The following is a 16,757-nucleotide window of genomic DNA, read 5'->3' as shown; positions in this document are numbered from 1 at the left end:
ACTCCCATGCGTCTTATCCGCATGCTGTTGCCAGTACTGGCGCTGACCACGATCACGGCCCACGCCGATGACAAGGACGTGGCGCGTCTGACCCAATTGCTGGAAACATCCAAGACCCTGAGCGCGAACTTCTCGCAGCTGACCCTCGACGGCAGCGGCACGCAGTTGCAGGAAACCACCGGCGACATGACCCTGCAGCGTCCGGGGCTGTTCTACTGGCACACCAATGCGCCGGCCGAGCAGACCATGGTCTCCGACGGCAAGAAAGTCACCCTGTGGGACCCGGATCTGGAACAGGCGACCATCAAGAAGCTCGACGAGCGTCTGACCCAGACCCCGGCGCTGCTGTTGTCCGGTGATGTGTCGAAGATCAGCCAGAGCTTTGATATCACCGCGAAAGAGGCGGGCGGCGTGATCGACTTCACCCTCAAGCCGAAAACCAAGGACACCTTGTTCGATAATCTGCGCCTGTCCTTCCGCAATAATCTGCTTAACGATATGCAACTGATCGACAGCGTCGGCCAGCGCACCAATATCCTGTTTACCGGGGTGAAGGCCAATGAGCCGGTTCCAGCGTCGAAGTTCAAGTTCGACATCCCCAAGGGTGCCGACGTAATCCAGGAATAAACCCAAAACCCTTTGTAGGAGTGAGCCTGCTCGCGATTCGATTTGTCAGTCACATCTTCATCGTCTGACCCACCGCTATCGCGAGCAGGCTCACTCCTACAGGGGCAATGATCGGCAAAATAGAGGTTTCAACGCTACGTGATGAATCTGTTTCGCAGTGCACCGATTGCCCAGCCACTGGCCGCGCGTTTGCGTGCGACCAATCTGGATGAGTACGTCGGTCAGGAGCACGTGCTCGCTCGCGGCAAACCTCTGCGTGAGGCGCTGGAGCAGGGTGCCCTGCATTCGATGATCTTCTGGGGCCCGCCGGGCGTGGGTAAAACCACCTTGGCGCGGTTGCTTGCGGAAGTCTCCGATGCGCACTTCGAAACGGTCTCGGCGGTGCTCGCCGGGGTCAAGGAGATCCGTCAGGCCGTTGAAATCGCCAAGCAGCAGGCCGGCCAGTACGGCAAGCGCACGATTCTGTTCGTCGATGAAGTGCACCGCTTCAACAAGTCCCAGCAGGACGCATTCCTGCCGTACGTTGAAGACGGCACGCTGATCTTCATCGGCGCCACCACCGAAAACCCTTCGTTCGAGCTCAACAACGCTCTGTTGTCGCGCGCCCGCGTCTACGTGCTGAAAAGCCTCGATGAAGCGGCGCTGCGCAAACTGGTGCACCGCGCGCTCACCGAAGAGCGCGGGCTGGGCAAACGTAACTTGACCCTCAGCGATGAGGGTTTTCAGATGCTGCTATCGGCCGCCGATGGCGATGGCCGGCGTCTGCTCAATCTGCTGGAGAATGCCTCCGATCTGGCCGATGACAACAGCGAGATGGGCATCGATCTGCTGCAAAGCCTGCTCGGCGACACGCGCCGGCGTTTCGACAAGGGCGGCGAAGCGTTCTACGACCAGATCTCGGCGCTGCACAAATCCGTGCGCGGCTCCAACCCCGATGGCGCGCTGTACTGGTTTGCGCGGATGATCGACGGCGGTTGCGATCCGCTGTACCTGGCCCGACGCGTAGTGCGCATGGCCAGCGAAGACATCGGCAACGCCGACCCGCGCGCATTGAGCCTGTGCCTCGCCGCGTGGGAAGTGCAGGAACGCCTCGGCAGCCCCGAAGGTGAGTTGGCGGTTGCTCAAGCCATTACTTATCTGGCCTGTGCGCCAAAAAGCAACGCGGTATACATGGGATTCAAAACCGCGCTGCGTGCCGCCGCCGAAAACGGCTCGCTGGAAGTGCCGCTGCACCTGCGCAACGCGCCGACCAAACTGATGAAACAATTGGGCTACGGCGACGAATACCGCTACGCCCATGACGAACCAGACGCCTACGCCGCCGGCGAAGACTATTTCCCGGAAGAACTCGAGCCGATACCGTTTTACCAACCGGTGCCGCGCGGCCTGGAGTTGAAGATCGGCGAGAAGCTCAACCACCTCGCCCAACTTGACCGTTTAAGCCCTCGGCAGCGGAGAAAATAGTGCTTCCATTGATCATTGCGGTCTCCGCCGGCGGGGTTGCCGGCACCTTGTTGCGCTTCGCTACCGGCAATTGGGTCAACGCCAATTGGCCGCGGCACTTCTATACCGCGACGCTGGCCGTTAATATCGTGGGCTGTCTGCTGATTGGCGTGTTGTACGGCCTGTTTTTGATACGCCCGGAGGTGCCGATCGAGGTGCGTGCCGGGTTGATGGTCGGCTTCCTCGGGGGGCTGACGACTTTTTCATCCTTTTCACTGGATACGGTGCGCCTGCTGGAAAGCGGGCAAGTGCCGCTGGCCTTGGGCTATGCGGCACTCAGCGTATTCGGCGGGCTGCTCGCGACGTGGGCTGGCCTGTCTTTGACCAAACTTTGATAACGAGAAACCGACATGCTCGATTCCAAACTGTTACGTAGCAACCTTCAGGACGTAGCGGACCGCCTGGCTTCCCGTGGCTTTGCCCTGGATACCGCGCGCATCGAAGCGCTGGAAGAACAGCGCAAGACCGTCCAGACCCGCACCGAAGCACTGCAGGCTGAGCGTAACGCGCGTTCCAAATCCATCGGTCAGGCCAAGCAGCGCGGCGAAGACATCGCGCCGTTGATGGCGGACGTCGAGCGCATGGCGGGCGAACTGAGTGCCGGTAAAGTCGAACTGGACGCGATCCAGACCGAACTGGACTCGATCCTGCTCGGTATCCCGAACCTGCCACACGAATCCGTTCCGGTCGGCAAAGACGAAGACGACAACGTTGAAGTCCGCCGCTGGGGCACGCCGACTGCATTCGATTTCGAAGTGAAAGACCACGTGGCGCTGGGCGAGAAGTTCGGCTGGCTGGATTTCGAAACCGCCGCCAAACTGTCCGGCGCCCGTTTCGCCTTGCTGCGTGGCCCGATCGCCCGTCTGCACCGCGCACTGGCGCAGTTCATGATCAACCTGCACGTCAACGAGCACGGCTACGAAGAGGCGTACACGCCTTATCTGGTTCAGGCGCCGGCACTGCAAGGCACCGGTCAACTGCCGAAGTTCGAAGAAGACCTGTTCAAGATCGCGCGCGAAGGCGAAGCGGATCTGTATTTGATCCCGACAGCCGAAGTATCGCTGACCAACATCGTTGCCGGCGAAATCGTCGACTCGAAACTGCTGCCGATCAAGTTCGTTGCCCATACTCCGTGCTTCCGCAGCGAAGCCGGCGCGTCGGGTCGCGACACGCGCGGCATGATCCGTCAGCACCAGTTCGACAAAGTTGAAATGGTCCAGATCGTTGAGCCATCGACTTCGATGGAAGCGCTGGAAGGTCTGACTGCCAACGCTGAAAAGGTGCTGCAATTGCTCGGTCTGCCTTATCGCACCCTGGCACTGTGCACCGGCGACATGGGCTTCAGCGCGGTCAAGACTTACGATCTGGAAGTGTGGATCCCGAGCCAGGACAAGTACCGCGAAATCTCCTCGTGCTCGAACTGCGGCGATTTCCAGGCCCGTCGCATGCAGGCGCGCTTCCGTAACCCGGAAACCGGCAAGCCTGAGCTGGTGCACACCTTGAACGGTTCCGGTCTGGCTGTTGGCCGTACGCTGGTGGCCGTGCTGGAAAACTACCAGCAGGCCGATGGTTCGATCCGTGTGCCGGACGTGCTGAAGCCGTACATGGGTGGCCTTGAGGTCATCGGCTAAATGAAATATCTGCCGCTGTTTCACAACCTGCGCGGCAGTCGTGTGTTGGTCGTCGGTGGGGGGGAAATTGCCTTGCGCAAATCTCGCCTGCTGGCCGATGCCGGTGCGCTGCTGCGGGTGGTCGCACCTGAAATCGAAACGCAACTGCGTGAGCTGGTCGCTGCTTCTGGCGGTGAATGCCTGTTGCGTGGTTACGTCGAGGCAGATCTGGACGGTTGCGGGCTGATTATTGCCGCTACCGACGATGAGACACTGAACGCACAAGTCTCCACCGATGCTCATATGCGCTGCGTGCCGGTCAACGTGGTCGACGCGCCGGCCTTGTGCAGCGTGATCTTCCCGGCGATCGTCGATCGCTCGCCGCTGATCATTGCCGTGTCCAGCGGCGGCGATGCACCGGTGCTGGCGCGTTTGATCCGCGCCAAGATCGAAACCTGGATTCCGTCGACATACGGCCAATTGGCCGGGCTCGCCGCGCGTTTCCGTAATCAGGTGAAAGGCCTGTTTCCGGATGTGCAGCAGCGTCGTGGTTTCTGGGAAGACGTCTTTCAGGGGCCGATTGCCGATCGGCAACTGGCCGGGCAGGGCGCCGAGGCCGAACGTCTGCTGCAAGCCAAGATCGATGGCGAAGCCATGGTCACCACCGGTGAGGTGTATCTGGTCGGCGCGGGCCCGGGCGATCCGGACCTGCTGACCTTCAAGGCCTTGCGCCTGATGCAGCAAGCCGACGTGGTGCTGTACGACCGTTTGGTTGCACCTGCGATTCTTGAGCTATGCCGTCGCGATGCCGAGCGGGTTTATGTCGGCAAACGTCGTGCTGATCACGCCGTGCCGCAGGATCAGATCAACCAGCAACTGGTCGATCTGGCCAAGGCCGGCAAACGCGTGGTGCGGTTGAAGGGCGGTGATCCGTTTATCTTCGGCCGTGGCGGCGAAGAGATCGAAGAACTGGCCGCTCATGGCATTCCGTTTCAGGTGGTGCCGGGTATCACAGCTGCCAGCGGTTGTGCGGCGTATGCAGGGATTCCGCTGACGCATCGTGATTACGCGCAGTCGGTGCGCTTTGTCACCGGCCATTTGAAGGACGGTTCCACCGATCTGCCGTGGGTCGACCTCGTCGCCCCGGCGCAGACGCTGGTGTTCTATATGGGGCTGGTCGGCTTGCCGGTCATTTGTGAACAACTGATCAAGCATGGTCGTTCAGCAGATACCCCGGCGGCATTGATTCAGCAGGGCACCACGGTCAATCAGCGGGTCTTTACCGGCACGCTGGCTGATCTGCCGCGACTGGTGGCGGAGCATGAAGTGCATGCGCCGACACTGGTGATCGTTGGTGAAGTGGTGCAACTGCGCGAGAAACTGGCGTGGTTCGAAGGGGCTCAGGCGCAGGTCTGAGTCAGATCAAAAGATCGCAGCCTTCGGCAGCTCCTACATGAGAATGCGTTCCCTGTAGGACCTGCCGAAGGCTGCGATCTTTTGCTTTTTGCTATTAACCCTTCAACCAAACCCCTTTCCCAGCCAACCGCGCCCGATCATGCGCCACGGTGAAATCCTGCTCCGGCCCCTTCGGCACAACCCCCGTCGGGTTGATCGTCTTGTGACTGCCGTAGTAGTGATTCTTGATGTGCTGGAAATCCACCGTCTCGGCAATCCCCGGCAACTGATACATCTCCCGCAGCCAGTTCGACAGGTTCGGATAATCGGCAATGCGCCGCAGATTGCACTTGAAGTGCCCGTGATACACCGCATCAAACCGGATGATCGTAGTGAACAGGCGCACGTCAGCTTCAGTGAGGTATTCGCCGCTCAGATAGCGGTTTGCGCTTAAAACGCCTTCAAGGTGATCGAGTTCGGCAAACACCTCATCGAACGCTTCTTCATAAGCCTGTTGCGACGTTGCAAAACCTGCGCGGTACACGCCGTTGTTTACGGCCGGATAAATCCGCTCGTTCAGCGCATCGATTTCACCGCGCAACGGCGCCGGGTAGAAATCCAGATCATTGCCGGTCAGGTCATCGAACGCGCTGTTGAACATGCGGATGATCTCCGCTGATTCGTTGCTGACGATGCGCTTGAGCTTCTTGTCCCACAGCACCGGCACAGTAACGCGGCCGGTGTAATCGGCCGTGTCGGCGGTATAGCGCTGGTGCATGAAGTCGAAGCCCTCGAGCTTGTCGCCGGTTGAGCCGAGTGCCGTGTCGAAGGTCCAGCCGTTTTCCAGCATCAGCCAACTGACCACCGAGACGTCGATCAGACTTTCCAGGCCTTTGAGCTTGCGCAGGATTAGCGTGCGATGCGCCCATGGACAGGCGAGGGAAACGTAGAGGTGATAGCGCCCGGCTTCAGCGGCAAAACCGCCTTCACCGCTGGGGCCGGGTTCACCGTTGGCGGTGACCCAGTTGCGGCGTTTGGCCTGTTCACGCTGGAACGCGCCGTCCTTGCTGCTTTCATACCACTTGTCCTGCCAGTGGCCATCGACGAGTAAACCCATGATCAAGACTCCGTAAACCAATAATCGTTGGAGTCGAGTCTATTCCGATGAGTTCGAACAAAAAGCGCAAAGATCGGGCGTGAATGATCGGTTAAATCGATTTGTTCCGCGCGGCCCAGTAATGCTCGGCGGTTGCGAAGGCTTGCTCACGGTTTTGACCGAGGCCGCGCAAGGCTAGGGCCATGGTCGCAATCAGGGCCATTTGTGGGTAGCTGTCGACCACGTCGCCACGCCACACCGCTTTCAGATGTTCAACGTCCAAAGTTGCCGGTTTGACGTGGCGCTGCGCCGACAATTGCGGCCATTCCTCGTCCCAGCTCTCGCCGCCAGTGGTGCCGTACAAGTGACTGTCGGCATCCGGGTTGATCTCGATTTCGCCACCGTCACCCTTGACCACAATCGCCGTGTCGCCAAGCAAGCCGCTGGCATCGCGATGCACGGCCTGATAGCCAGGATGGAAAATACTCTGCAGCCCACAACGCGCGCCCAGCGGATTGAGAATCCTCGCCAGCGAATGAATCGGCGAGCGCAGGCCAAGGGTGTTGCGCAGGTCGATCATCTTCTGCAGTTGTGGCGCCCAGTCCACCAGCGGCATGAACGCCAGCCCGCCGTTGTCCAGCGCCGTGCCGGCCTGCTGCCAGGTCCGGCACAACGGGATGTTCAATTCGCCGAGCAATTGCTCGCTGTACAGCCGCCCGGCCGTGTGCGCGCCGCCGCCGTGCATAAAGATGCGCACTCCGTTCTGTGCCAGACACTTGGCTGCCAGCAGGTACCACGGCAGATGGCGCTTTTTGCCGGCATAGGTCGGCCAGTCCAGATCGACGTTCAGCTTGGGGGCCTGCAAGCGCTCGCGCAGCGCTTCGGTGAAACCGGCCATCTCCTCGGCGCTTTCTTCCTTGTGCCGCAGCAACATCAGGAACGCGCCGAGCTGGGTGTCTTCGACCTTGTCGTCGAGCACCAGGCCCATCGCTTCGCGGGCTTCTTCACGGGTCATGTCGCGGGCGCCGCGTTTGCCCTTGCCGAGGATGCGCACGAATTGAGCGAACGGATGTTCGGCAGGCGTTTCGAGGGTCAGCGCTGGAAAGTCGGTCATAAGCAATTCGTCGGTTTGGGCAGGCCCGCCAGTTTCGCGGCGAGTTTGGCGGGGGTGCCTTTGAACAGTCGGTTCAGGTGCAGGCTGTTGCCTTTGTCCGGGCCGAGTTTCAACGCGGTGTACTTGATCAACGGCCGGGTGGCCGGTGACAGCTGGAATTCGGCGTAGAAGCTGCGCAGCAGCTCGAGGACTTCCCAGTGCTCCGGAGTCAACTCGATCTCTTCGGCAGCGGCGAGGGCGCTGGCGACCTCAGCCGACCAGTCGCTGAGATCGACGAGAAAGCCATCCTTGTCCAGTTCGATGGCGCGGGCGCCGACGGTCATGGAATTCATAGCCAGCTGTTGACCTTGTCGTGGTGTATCGACAGTTCGACGAAGGCCGGGTAATCGATCGCTTCGGCCCAGTCCGGGACTTCGATGGCACGAGCCTGTGCATCTTCGGCCAGAACCCACAGTTTGATCTGGCGGCTTTGCAGATCGGTGAATGGCGCTGTGCCCGGTTGCAATGCATAGACGGCATCGCCGGACAGCAGCAGGGCATCAGCGCTGCCGATCAGGCGCAGGCAACTGCTCAGGCGATCGTCGCTGAATGGGGAATGAGACAACACATGCAAAGTCGACATCAGAGGGTGATCACCTGGTCGTAACGGTCAATAAGGGCGGTGATTTGTTCGGCGGCCAGCGGCTGCGCTTCGGCCAGCGACAGATTGCCGAGACCGCGTGTGCTGGCGCTGTCGGCGCAGTAAAACAGTTCTTCTACGCCGAACATCGGCAGCGCCTGCAGGTTGGCGCTGAGGTCTTTCTGTTGCAGGGCCTTGGCGTTTTGCCCGGCGGCGAGTTGCAGCACGCCATCATCCAGAAACAGCAAGCCAACGGGCAGATCGAAGGCGCCACCGGCCAGCACGATGTCCAGCGCTTCGCGAGCGCCGGGGCCAGACCACGGCGACTGGCGGCTGATGATCAACAGGGACTTGGCCATCTCACGCACCTCCAAAGCAGATCAAACGGTCGGCGTCTTGCACCGCGTCATGCAACTGACCGAGGCCGGACAATTCCCACGGCGCGCTGACTGAGACGGCGTCACGTTGATAGCGTTTGGCTTCTTCAGCGTTAAGCGCACCGCGACGCAGGGCGGCGGCGATACACACCACGCCATCCAGATTCTGCTCGGTTATGAAGCTGCGCCATTGTTTGGGCAAATCCAGTTCGTCCTGCGGAGTGACGAGCGCATCCGAGGCGTTATAAACGCCGTCCTGATAGAAAAACAGCCGGACGATCTCATGCCCGCCGGCCAGCGCAGCCTGCGCAAACAGCAGGGCGCGGCGCGAGGAGGGCGCATGGGCGGCGGAAAACAGCGCGATGGCAAACTTCATGACGGACTCGATCAGCAAAACTGCGGCCATGATAAAGCATTGCAGGCCGCAAAGGATCGCAGCGCTTACAGGGAAACACGATCTCTGTAGGAGCTGCGGCACGCTGCGATCTGTTGATTTTGATTTTGAAAAACAAGATCAAAAGATCGCAGCCTCGTTTCACTCGACAGCTCCTACAGGGAGCACGGGGCGGGCGTTGATTAGCGAGGCATGTAGCCCAGTTGCCAGCGCCGCGGAATTTTCAGGGAGAGCAGCCCGATCATCGCGGCCAGCAACCCGCTGACGAACATCGCCTTGAGTCCAAGATGATGCTCCAGCACTGCGCCCAGAATCGCGCCGAGAAACATTCCGCTCCAGGGCACCAGCTGCACTCGCCAGCCGCTGCGCCGTTCGCCAAGCATCCAGCGGCCCAATCCACGGCCGAACCGCGACAACGCGCCAGTCACGTAAGTCAGCCCGACCGGCAAGCCATTCACTTCTTCGACCGCCGCGTTGAGCATGCCCATCGCTATGATCGCCGCCAGCAGCGCTGGCAGTTGCGTGTCGAATGGCCAGGCCGCCGCCGCGCACAGCAGGGTGGCGATACACAGCAGCAGAGGCAGCGCCCGGCGTCCGCCAAAACGTGCGACGACAACCCCCAAGGCATTGCCGACAATAAATGTTGCGACGAGGATCAACAATCGCGCAGTCAGCCCGACATCGCCATCGCTGATTGCCACGGCAAGTCGGGTGGTGTTGCCGCTCATGAACGAGACGAAGTCGCCGCTGGCCATAAAGCCAATGGCATCGGTCATTCCGGCCAGTACCGAGAGGCTGGCCACCAGCGCCAGACCAATCCGCCCGCGCCACTTCTGTGTGTGCAGGTGGCCGGGGCTGGCGCGGTGAGTCGAGGCGGATGGCAACATGAGTGGCGGTGTCCTTAGGCGGAGGTTACGGCTCTATGCCATACAGATCGCAATATTCCAGCCAATCCATTCCGGCCATTTCCGCGACTTCGCGATGCACTTCCAGACGCTGCGCCTGATACGCCTCAGGCGAATCAGCGGTCAGTTGCAAGGTCAATTCCCAGGCGAACAACCCGCGGCTTTCCGCTTCCTCTTCAAACGCTTCATGCAGTCGTTCTTCACGATATTGCGCCTGCGTTTCGCCCTTGGCCTGAGCCAGCAACGGGTTGAGGTGATCGAGGGTTTCGCGCAGTTCGGGACGCGCGTCGAGAAACACTTTCAGGGCATGTTCATGTCGCTGGTCGGTAGGCGCCATGTGTTTTCCTTGTGAGGCTGATGAGCTTAGGTTGCCGCAGCGACCTGCGCGTGTCGCGCTATAAATGCAGTAAAGCAGAACGATTCCTGCTGCTGCGATGATACAGTCCGCTTTTTTCTGAATGAGCGAATGCAATGCGAATTCTGATGGTAGCGCTGGCCGCGACATTGCTGGCCGGTTGCGCAGGCTCGGTGATGGACGATGCTCGCACGAAAACCCCGTACAAGGTGTTGACGTCGGACAAGGCTGAAAAAGTCGTGGCGCAGTGTGTGCAGTTTGGTTGGCAGGACGAAGCGGTGTTCGGTGTGGATGCGGCGGCGTATCTGGAACCGCGCAAGTCCGGCGGGACGACGGTGTACACCCGTTCGGCAGAGTCGTTTGTCGACGTGATTACCCAGGCATCGGGCACGACGTTGAATTACTACGCGCAGAAGGATGACTTTGTCGCCAAGCGCCGGTTGGCGGCGTTGGCGACCTGCCTGTAGGGGCAATTGTCGCAGTGATGCTCAACCCGCCTTCGTCGGAAGGCCGCCCGGAGCAGGCTCGCTCCGGGTGGCCTTCCGACGAAGGGGCCGCAACATTCAACCGATCAATCGCTTCTGGAAGAAATGCCGCTTATGCCCCAGTGGATAATCCAGAATCTCTCCGCATTCGCTAAATCCAAGCTTCTTGTAAAACTCCGGTGCCTGGAAGGAGAAGGTGTCGAGCCAGATGCCAACGCAGTCTTTTTCCCGTGCCAGATCTTCCGCCCTCTGCATCAACTGCGAGCCGATACCTTTGCCGCGACCTTGCTCCGGCACGGCCAGTAACTCAATGAACAGCCAACGATAGAACGTGTGGGCATACAAACCTCCGAGGATCGCGTCGTGTTCATCACGCACTAACAGAGCGATCGGCTCGAAGGTCGACGGTCCGGCGTTGGCAACGTTGTGCGCACGCAGCGGCGCGAGGATGGCTGTGCGTTCTTCTTCGGTCGGGTTTTGTGACAGCTCGATGCGCAAGTTCATGCATGACTTCCTTGTTGTTTGAATTCGCAGCCTATCCTGCCCCGCGGCCATCTTCCAAGCCCTTCTTCAACCCGGTGGAACTGCCGCTCTCGCCTCGGGGTCTAGGCTTTACAGCGTCATTCCAGCACGCGGTTGATGAGGAACCCCCATGAATATTTTCGAAGCCCTTCGCGAAAGCCATGACCGCCAGCGTACTTACGCCAAGACCTTGATCGAAACCAGCGGCGATACGCCGGAGCGGGTCGAAGCCTACAAACAGCTCAAGGCAGAACTCCAGGCCCATGAAACCGCCGAAGAGCGCCATTTCTACATTCCGTTGATGGAGCTTGATGACGGTGTCGATTTGAGCCGCCATGCCATCGCGGAACATCATGAAATGGACGAGATGATGGAAGAACTCGATGAGACCGAGATGTCCAGCCCGGCCTGGCTGGCCACCGCCAAAAAGCTCTCTGACAAAGTTCACCATCACCTGAAGGAAGAGGAACAGAAGTTCTTCCAGATGGCTGGCAAATTGCTCAGCGAAAAACAGAAAGAACAACTCGCCGGGCAATACGAAAAGGAGTTTCAGGAACAATTGCCGTAATCACTGAATGGCAGTCTTTGTAGCATTGGCGTGTAATCTTTTGTCGTCATCTCTGGTGGGCGTTGTCGCAAAAGACTGTATATGCATCCAGTGTTTGCGCTGTTTTTACGGTTCAAGGCTGCTGACTGCGACAAAACCGCCGATGGACAAAAAATCCGTCTCCGTTAGCTTGAAGGCCTCTCCTCGGAAAGGAGAGTTCTTAAATCAACGGAGTGAAAAACATGAATCAACCACAAACCCAACTGCGACACGGTCGTGTCATTTCCCCTGCAAGCCGCGGTGCGGTAGCGATTGAGCAAGGATTGCTCGGCGCCTGGCAGGTCAACGAAATGGAAGGCGGCAAGAACTTCCCGGCGCTGGCGGCGGGGCCATTTCCGGCGCCTTACCAGAGCGACTCGGACAGCGTCACGCCACCGGCCGATGGCTACATCCTCAGCGGCGGCAAGACCGATGCCCGCGACTGTGTGAACTTCACCAATGACGAAATGAGCAAGAAACTCGCTCGTCCGTTCACCTGGCCGCTGCTCAATGTCACCCCGGGACAAACCCTCGAAATCAAGTGGGAATACACCGCACCGCACACCACCCGCGGCTACCGCTGGCTGATCACCAAGGATGGCTGGGACCCGAAACAGCGTATTACCCGTGCGCAACTGGAAGCCCAACCGTTCTTCGAGGACTTCTACACTCAGGTGCCTTATTACAGCTACCCGAATGAGTTGAAGGCCAAGGTCAATCACGCGGTGAAACTGCCGGCCAACAAAAGAGGCCATCACGTGATCGTGCTGATGTGGATCGTCGCCAACACCGGCAACGCCTTCTATCAGGCTTTCGACGTCGACTTCAAATAACGGCGCAGCGTCGCCAAACCCACACGTTCTGAAGGATTAGAACATGTCAAAAATCGATTTCTCTTTAGTGCAAAACGCGGCGAGCGATGCCGCCTCGCTGATGCCGAGCATTGCCGGCAAAAAGGTCCTTATGGGCTTCTGGCACAACTGGCCCGCAGGCCCGAGCGATGGTTACCGCCAGGGCCGCTTTGCCAGCCTCTCGCTGGAGGACGTACCCAAGGAGTACAACGTGGTTGCGGTCGCTTTTATGAAGGGCAGCGGGATTCCGACCTTCAAACCGTTCAACGTTTCCGATGCCGAGTTCCGCCGCCAGGTCGGCGTACTCAACAGCCAGGGACGGGCCGTGTTGATTTCCCTCGGCGGCGCCGATGCGCACATCGAATTGCGCAGCGGTCAGGAACAACCGCTGGCCAATGAAATCATTCGTCTGGTGGAAACCTACGGCTTCGACGGTCTGGACATCGATCTTGAACAGAGCGCGATTGATTTCGCTGCCAACAAGACAGTTCTGCCGGCCGCACTGAAACTGGTCAAGGATCACTACGCAGGCCAGGGCAAGCACTTCATCATCAGCATGGCTCCGGAGTTTCCGTACCTGACCAGCACCGGGAAATACATCAGCTATTTGCAGGCACTGGAAGGCTACTACGACTTCATCGCCCCACAGTTCTACAACCAGGGCGGTGACGGCGTTTGGGTACCGGAGGCGAACAACGGCGCGGGTGCGTGGATTGCGCAGAACAACGATGCGCTGAAGGAGGATTTCCTTTACTACCTGACCGAAAGTCTGGTGACCGGCACACGTGGCTTCACGCGGATCCCGGCGGACAAGTTCGTCATCGGTCTGCCGGCCAATAACGATGCGGCAGCCACCGGTTATGTGATCGACAAAACCGTGGTCGGGAATGTCCTCAAGCGTCTGGCGATCAAGGGGATACCGATCAAAGGCCTGATGACCTGGTCGGTGAATTGGGATAACGGTACCAGCAAGGATGGCGTGCCATACAACTGGGAGTTCAGCCGGCGTTATGGGCCGTTGATTCACGGGGTACCCGTCGCAGGGCAAGCTTTCGATGATAAGCAATCGTTTATCGCTCGTTAGTTGCAAATGAAGAAGCCCGGTAGCGCTGCCGGGCTTTTTTTGTTTGCGCAATTATTCGACCATGGCGACTTACTCAGGAAACGGGAACAAGCGTCATGTCCAACACAGCCGAGCGGGTCAACATTGTCGACACTCAAGTGTTGTCCCATGACTGGTATCTACTGAAGAAAATCACCTTCGACTATCACCGCAACAATGGCGAGTGGCAGCGTCAGACCCGTGAGGTCTACGACCGTGGCAATGGCGCTGCGATTCTGTTGTTCAACCGCGAGCAGCGCACGGTGGTGCTGACCCGGCAGTTTCGTTTGCCGGTATTCGTCAATGGCCACGATGGTTTGTTGATCGAGGTGGCGGCCGGGTTGCTCGAAGGTGCAGCGCCGGAGCAACGGATTCGCGATGAAGCCGAAGAGGAAACCGGGTATCGCGTGCACGATGTGAAGAAGGTGTTCGAGGCTTACATGAGCCCTGGCTCGGTGACCGAGAAACTGCATTTTTTCATTGCCGAATACGACGCCGCATCGAAGGTTAGCGACGGTGGTGGTCTGGAAGAGGAGACCGAAGAACTGGAAGTGCTGGAGTGGCGATTCGACGACGCGTTGGCGGCGTTTCAGCGCGGCGAGATCTGCGACGCCAAGACCATCATGCTGTTGCAATATGCGGCGATGAATAACCTTTTTGCCCAATAAATCAAGAGATCGCAGCCTTCGGCAGCTCCTACAGGAAAACGCATTCCAGGTAGGAGCTGCCGAAGGCTGCGATCTCTTGATCTGTATTGACTGACTAAAACAAATCCCCGGTTTTGCCAATCTGCGACCAGTCGCCACCTTCAAGTGTCAGCAGGCGCTCTTTCGCCTCTAGCCCACCGGCAAACCCGGTGAGCTTCCCCGACGCGCCGATCACTCGATGACACGGCGCGACAATGGAGATCGGGTTGCGTCCGTTCGCTGCGCCCACTGCCCGCACAGCGCTGGGATTGCCTATCTGTTCGGCAATCTGGCTGTAGGTCCGCGTCTCGCCGAAGGGAATGGTCAGCAGCGCCGCCCAGACCTTTTTCTGAAACTCGGTGCCAGCGAAATCCAGTTCCAGATCAAAACAGTCACGCGTCCCGGAAAAATATTCTTCAAGTTGTCGAGCCGTTCGAATCAGGATCGGATTGTCGGGGGCCTCACTCATCGGCCCGAGGCGTACGCGATTCGGTTTGTCGTTTTCCCAGAGGATGGCCGCCAGTCGTGAACCGTTCGCGACCAGCTTCAGCTCGCCGACGGGCGAGGGCAGGGTGATGAACGTGTAAGGCATGACGGCAGACTCCGGATCAGGGCGGCAACAGCGCCCAGCATACTGCCTGATCGGGGAGGCGCAATACGCAAAGCCGACCATACTGCTTGGTGCTCTTGCAGCGTTCCCCCTCTGTTTTGCACAGACCCTGAAAACAACAAAAAAGAGATCGACTCATGAAGTACGAACCTTTGGCCAAGTCGCTGATAGCGACCTCACTGGCACTCAGCTGTCTCATGGCTCACGCGGCGTCAGTCGCTCCGGTTGCCGCCGAAAACGGCATGGTGGTCACCGCGCAACATCTGGCCACCCATGTCGGCGTCGACGTACTGAAAAGTGGCGGCAATGCCGTCGACGCGGCGGTCGCCGTGGGGTACGCGCTGGCGGTGGTTTACCCCGCAGCGGGCAACCTCGGTGGAGGCGGCTTCATGACCATTCAACTGGCGGACGGGCGTAAGACCTTCCTCGATTTCCGCGAAAAAGCGCCGCTGGCGGCCACCGCCAACATGTACCTCGACAAGGAAGGCAACGTAATTCCCGATCTCAGCACCCGTGGACATTTGGCGGTGGGCGTACCGGGCACGGTGTCCGGCATGGAACTGGCGCTGAGCAAATACGGGACCAAGCCACGCAAGGAAATGATTGCACCGGCGATCAAACTGGCGGAAGACGGTTTTGAACTGGAGCAGGGTGACGTCGAACTGCTGGAGTACGCCACCGACGTGTTCAAGAAGGACATGCGCGATTCTGGCTCGATCTTCCTCAGCAAAGGCGAGCCGATGCAGGTCGGGCAGAAACTGGTGCAAAAGGACCTCGGCAAGACCCTGCGGACCATTTCCGAGAAAGGCGCCGACGGCTTCTATAAAGGCTGGGTAGCCGATGCCATTGTCACTTCCAGTCAGGCCAACAAAGGCATCATTACCCAGGCCGACCTCGACAAATACAAGACCCGCGAACTGGCACCGGTGGAGTGTGATTACCGTGGTTACCACGTGGTTTCGGCGCCGCCGCCAAGCTCTGGCGGGGTGGTGATCTGCCAGATCATGAACATCCTCGAAGGCTATCCGATGAAGGACCTGGGCTTCCATTCCGCTCAGGGTATGCACTACCAGATCGAAGCGATGCGTCACGCGTATGTCGATCGCAACAGCTATCTCGGCGATCCGGATTTCGTCAAAAATCCGATCGAGCACCTGCTGGACAAGAACTACGCGACCAAACTGCGCGACGCCATCCAGCCGCAAAAGGCCGGCGTGTCGGCTGAGCTCAAACCCGGTGTAGCGCCCCATGAAGGCAGCAATACCACCCACTATTCGATCGTCGACAAGTGGGGCAATGCGGTGTCGGTCACCTACACCCTCAACGATTGGTTCGGCGCCGGCGTGATGGCAAGCAAGACCGGGGTGATCCTCAACGATGAAATGGACGACTTCACCTCCAAGGTCGGCGTGCCGAACATGTACGGTCTGGTGCAGGGTGAAGCCAATGCGATTGCCCCGGGCAAGGCACCGCTGTCATCGATGAGCCCGACCATTGTCACCAAGGACGGCAAAGTGGTGATGGTGGTCGGCACGCCGGGCGGGAGCCGCATCATCACCGCGACGTTGCTGACCATGCTCAATGTCATCGACTACGGCATGGGCTTGCAGGAGGCGGTCGACGCGCCACGCTTCCACCAGCAGTGGATGCCGGAAGAAACCAACCTCGAAGACTTCGCCGCCAGCCCCGATACGAAGAAGCTCCTCGAAAGCTGGGGCCACAAATTCGCCGGTCCGCAGGACGCCAATCACATCGCCGCGATTCTGGTCGGCGCACCGTCGCTGGGGGGTAAACCCGTCGGGAAAAACCGTTTCTACGGCGCCAACGATCCACGCCGCAACACTGGCTTGTCACTGGGTTACTAAGAAGCGTAAAAAAGGGGGCGGGCTCACATCCGCCCCCGTCTCAAGGACTGATCAA

20 protein-coding genes and 1 pseudogene are annotated in these 16,757 nt (G+C 59.3%); 11 read left to right on the top strand and 10 right to left on the bottom strand.

Annotated features, from left to right (window positions below):
- Window positions 1–6 precede the first annotated feature (6 nt).
- From lolA to cysG, 5 genes are all read left to right on the top strand, one after another.
- A complete protein-coding gene (gene lolA / locus AC3IUF_RS18855; RefSeq protein ID WP_489278969.1) occupies window positions 7–627 on the top strand; it encodes an outer membrane lipoprotein periplasmic chaperone LolA in 621 nt (206 codons plus the stop codon).
- 141 nt (window positions 628–768) lie between these two features.
- Entirely contained in the window at window positions 769–2,091 is a 1,323-nt protein-coding gene (locus AC3IUF_RS18850) for a replication-associated recombination protein A (protein WP_489278968.1), read from the top strand.
- Entirely contained in the window at window positions 2,091–2,465 is a 375-nt protein-coding gene (crcB, locus tag AC3IUF_RS18845) for a fluoride efflux transporter CrcB (protein ID WP_007908079.1), read from the top strand. The genes AC3IUF_RS18850 and crcB overlap by 1 nt, the downstream gene beginning before the upstream one ends.
- A 15-nt stretch (window positions 2,466–2,480) precedes the next feature.
- Entirely contained in the window at window positions 2,481–3,761 is a 1,281-nt protein-coding gene (gene serS, locus AC3IUF_RS18840; protein WP_007908080.1) for a serine--tRNA ligase, read from the top strand.
- Window positions 3,762–5,156, top strand: a complete 1,395-nt coding sequence (gene cysG, locus AC3IUF_RS18835) for a siroheme synthase CysG (protein WP_489278967.1) — start codon at window positions 3,762–3,764, stop codon at window positions 5,154–5,156.
- Window positions 5,157–5,250: 94 nt separating this feature from the next.
- Here the strand turns inward: cysG and AC3IUF_RS18830 are convergent, their stop codons facing one another.
- From AC3IUF_RS18830 to AC3IUF_RS18795, 8 genes are all read right to left on the bottom strand, one after another.
- A complete protein-coding gene (locus AC3IUF_RS18830) occupies window positions 5,251–6,252 on the bottom strand; it encodes a glutathione S-transferase family protein (protein WP_489278965.1) in 1,002 nt (333 codons plus the stop codon).
- 91 nt (window positions 6,253–6,343) lie between these two features.
- Window positions 6,344–7,345: a glycosyl transferase family protein gene (locus tag AC3IUF_RS18825; RefSeq protein ID WP_489278963.1), complete on the bottom strand. Its 1,002-nt coding sequence runs from the start codon at window positions 7,343–7,345 to the stop codon at window positions 6,344–6,346.
- Entirely contained in the window at window positions 7,342–7,677 is a 336-nt protein-coding gene (locus AC3IUF_RS18820) for a TusE/DsrC/DsvC family sulfur relay protein (protein WP_007908084.1), read from the bottom strand. Before AC3IUF_RS18820 ends, AC3IUF_RS18825 begins: the two co-directional genes overlap by 4 nt.
- Entirely contained in the window at window positions 7,674–7,967 is a 294-nt protein-coding gene (gene tusB / locus AC3IUF_RS18815; protein WP_123376624.1) for a sulfurtransferase complex subunit TusB, read from the bottom strand. The genes AC3IUF_RS18820 and tusB overlap by 4 nt, the downstream gene beginning before the upstream one ends.
- On the bottom strand, window positions 7,967–8,323 hold the full coding sequence (gene tusC / locus AC3IUF_RS18810) for a sulfurtransferase complex subunit TusC (RefSeq protein WP_007908091.1): 357 nt from the start codon (window positions 8,321–8,323) through the stop codon (window positions 7,967–7,969). The genes tusB and tusC overlap by 1 nt, the downstream gene beginning before the upstream one ends.
- Before the next feature lies 1 nt (window position 8,324).
- A complete protein-coding gene (tusD, locus tag AC3IUF_RS18805; protein WP_007908093.1) occupies window positions 8,325–8,717 on the bottom strand; it encodes a sulfurtransferase complex subunit TusD in 393 nt (130 codons plus the stop codon).
- Window positions 8,718–8,917: 200 nt separating this feature from the next.
- Window positions 8,918–9,622: a YoaK family protein gene (locus tag AC3IUF_RS18800; protein WP_095113676.1), complete on the bottom strand. Its 705-nt coding sequence runs from the start codon at window positions 9,620–9,622 to the stop codon at window positions 8,918–8,920.
- 25 nt (window positions 9,623–9,647) lie between these two features.
- Window positions 9,648–9,977 (bottom strand): DUF6388 family protein, encoded by a 330-nt coding sequence (locus AC3IUF_RS18795; protein ID WP_463543375.1) that lies wholly within the window; start codon window positions 9,975–9,977, stop codon window positions 9,648–9,650.
- 134 nt (window positions 9,978–10,111) lie between these two features.
- On the opposite strand from AC3IUF_RS18795, the gene AC3IUF_RS18790 reads away from it, so the two are divergent.
- Complete coding sequence (locus AC3IUF_RS18790) at window positions 10,112–10,462, top strand: hypothetical protein (protein ID WP_095113675.1); 351 nt, start codon at window positions 10,112–10,114, stop codon at window positions 10,460–10,462.
- A gap of 96 nt (window positions 10,463–10,558) precedes the next feature.
- On the opposite strand, the gene AC3IUF_RS18785 is transcribed toward AC3IUF_RS18790, so the two are convergent.
- Window positions 10,559–10,984, bottom strand: coding sequence for a GNAT family N-acetyltransferase (locus tag AC3IUF_RS18785; RefSeq protein ID WP_007908103.1), 426 nt, complete (start codon window positions 10,982–10,984; stop codon window positions 10,559–10,561).
- Between the two features lie 148 nt (window positions 10,985–11,132).
- On the opposite strand from AC3IUF_RS18785, the gene AC3IUF_RS18780 reads away from it, so the two are divergent.
- The 4 genes and pseudogenes from AC3IUF_RS18780 to AC3IUF_RS18765 all read left to right on the top strand — a co-directional run bounded on the left by AC3IUF_RS18780 (window position 11,133) and on the right by AC3IUF_RS18765 (window position 14,209).
- Window positions 11,133–11,570: a hemerythrin domain-containing protein gene (locus AC3IUF_RS18780; RefSeq protein ID WP_007908104.1), complete on the top strand. Its 438-nt coding sequence runs from the start codon at window positions 11,133–11,135 to the stop codon at window positions 11,568–11,570.
- Between the two features lie 221 nt (window positions 11,571–11,791).
- On the top strand, window positions 11,792–12,421 hold the full coding sequence (locus AC3IUF_RS18775) for a lytic polysaccharide monooxygenase auxiliary activity family 9 protein (protein WP_095113674.1): 630 nt from the start codon (window positions 11,792–11,794) through the stop codon (window positions 12,419–12,421).
- A gap of 43 nt (window positions 12,422–12,464) precedes the next feature.
- Window positions 12,465–13,466, top strand: a pseudogene (locus AC3IUF_RS18770) (chitinase); the annotation flags it as partial.
- Window positions 13,467–13,618: 152 nt separating this feature from the next.
- Window positions 13,619–14,209, top strand: coding sequence for an NUDIX domain-containing protein (locus AC3IUF_RS18765; RefSeq protein ID WP_397481357.1), 591 nt, complete (start codon window positions 13,619–13,621; stop codon window positions 14,207–14,209).
- A 94-nt stretch (window positions 14,210–14,303) separates the two neighbouring features.
- On the opposite strand, the gene AC3IUF_RS18760 is transcribed toward AC3IUF_RS18765, so the two are convergent.
- Window positions 14,304–14,819 carry a methylated-DNA--[protein]-cysteine S-methyltransferase gene (locus tag AC3IUF_RS18760; protein ID WP_123376629.1) on the bottom strand — a complete coding sequence of 172 codons (516 nt, stop codon included), beginning with the start codon at window positions 14,817–14,819 and terminating at the stop codon, window positions 14,304–14,306.
- A 155-nt stretch (window positions 14,820–14,974) separates the two neighbouring features.
- Here AC3IUF_RS18760 and ggt point away from each other — a divergent pair, with 155 nt between their 5' ends.
- A complete protein-coding gene (gene ggt, locus AC3IUF_RS18755; RefSeq protein ID WP_007908112.1) occupies window positions 14,975–16,702 on the top strand; it encodes a gamma-glutamyltransferase in 1,728 nt (575 codons plus the stop codon).
- The last annotated feature ends 55 nt before the right edge of the window (window positions 16,703–16,757 follow it).

It is taken from the genome of Pseudomonas sp. KH_040 (genome assembly GCF_057839305.1).
Note: the sequence above shows the minus strand (reverse complement) of the source record. Positions and strands in the feature narration are given on the sequence as shown.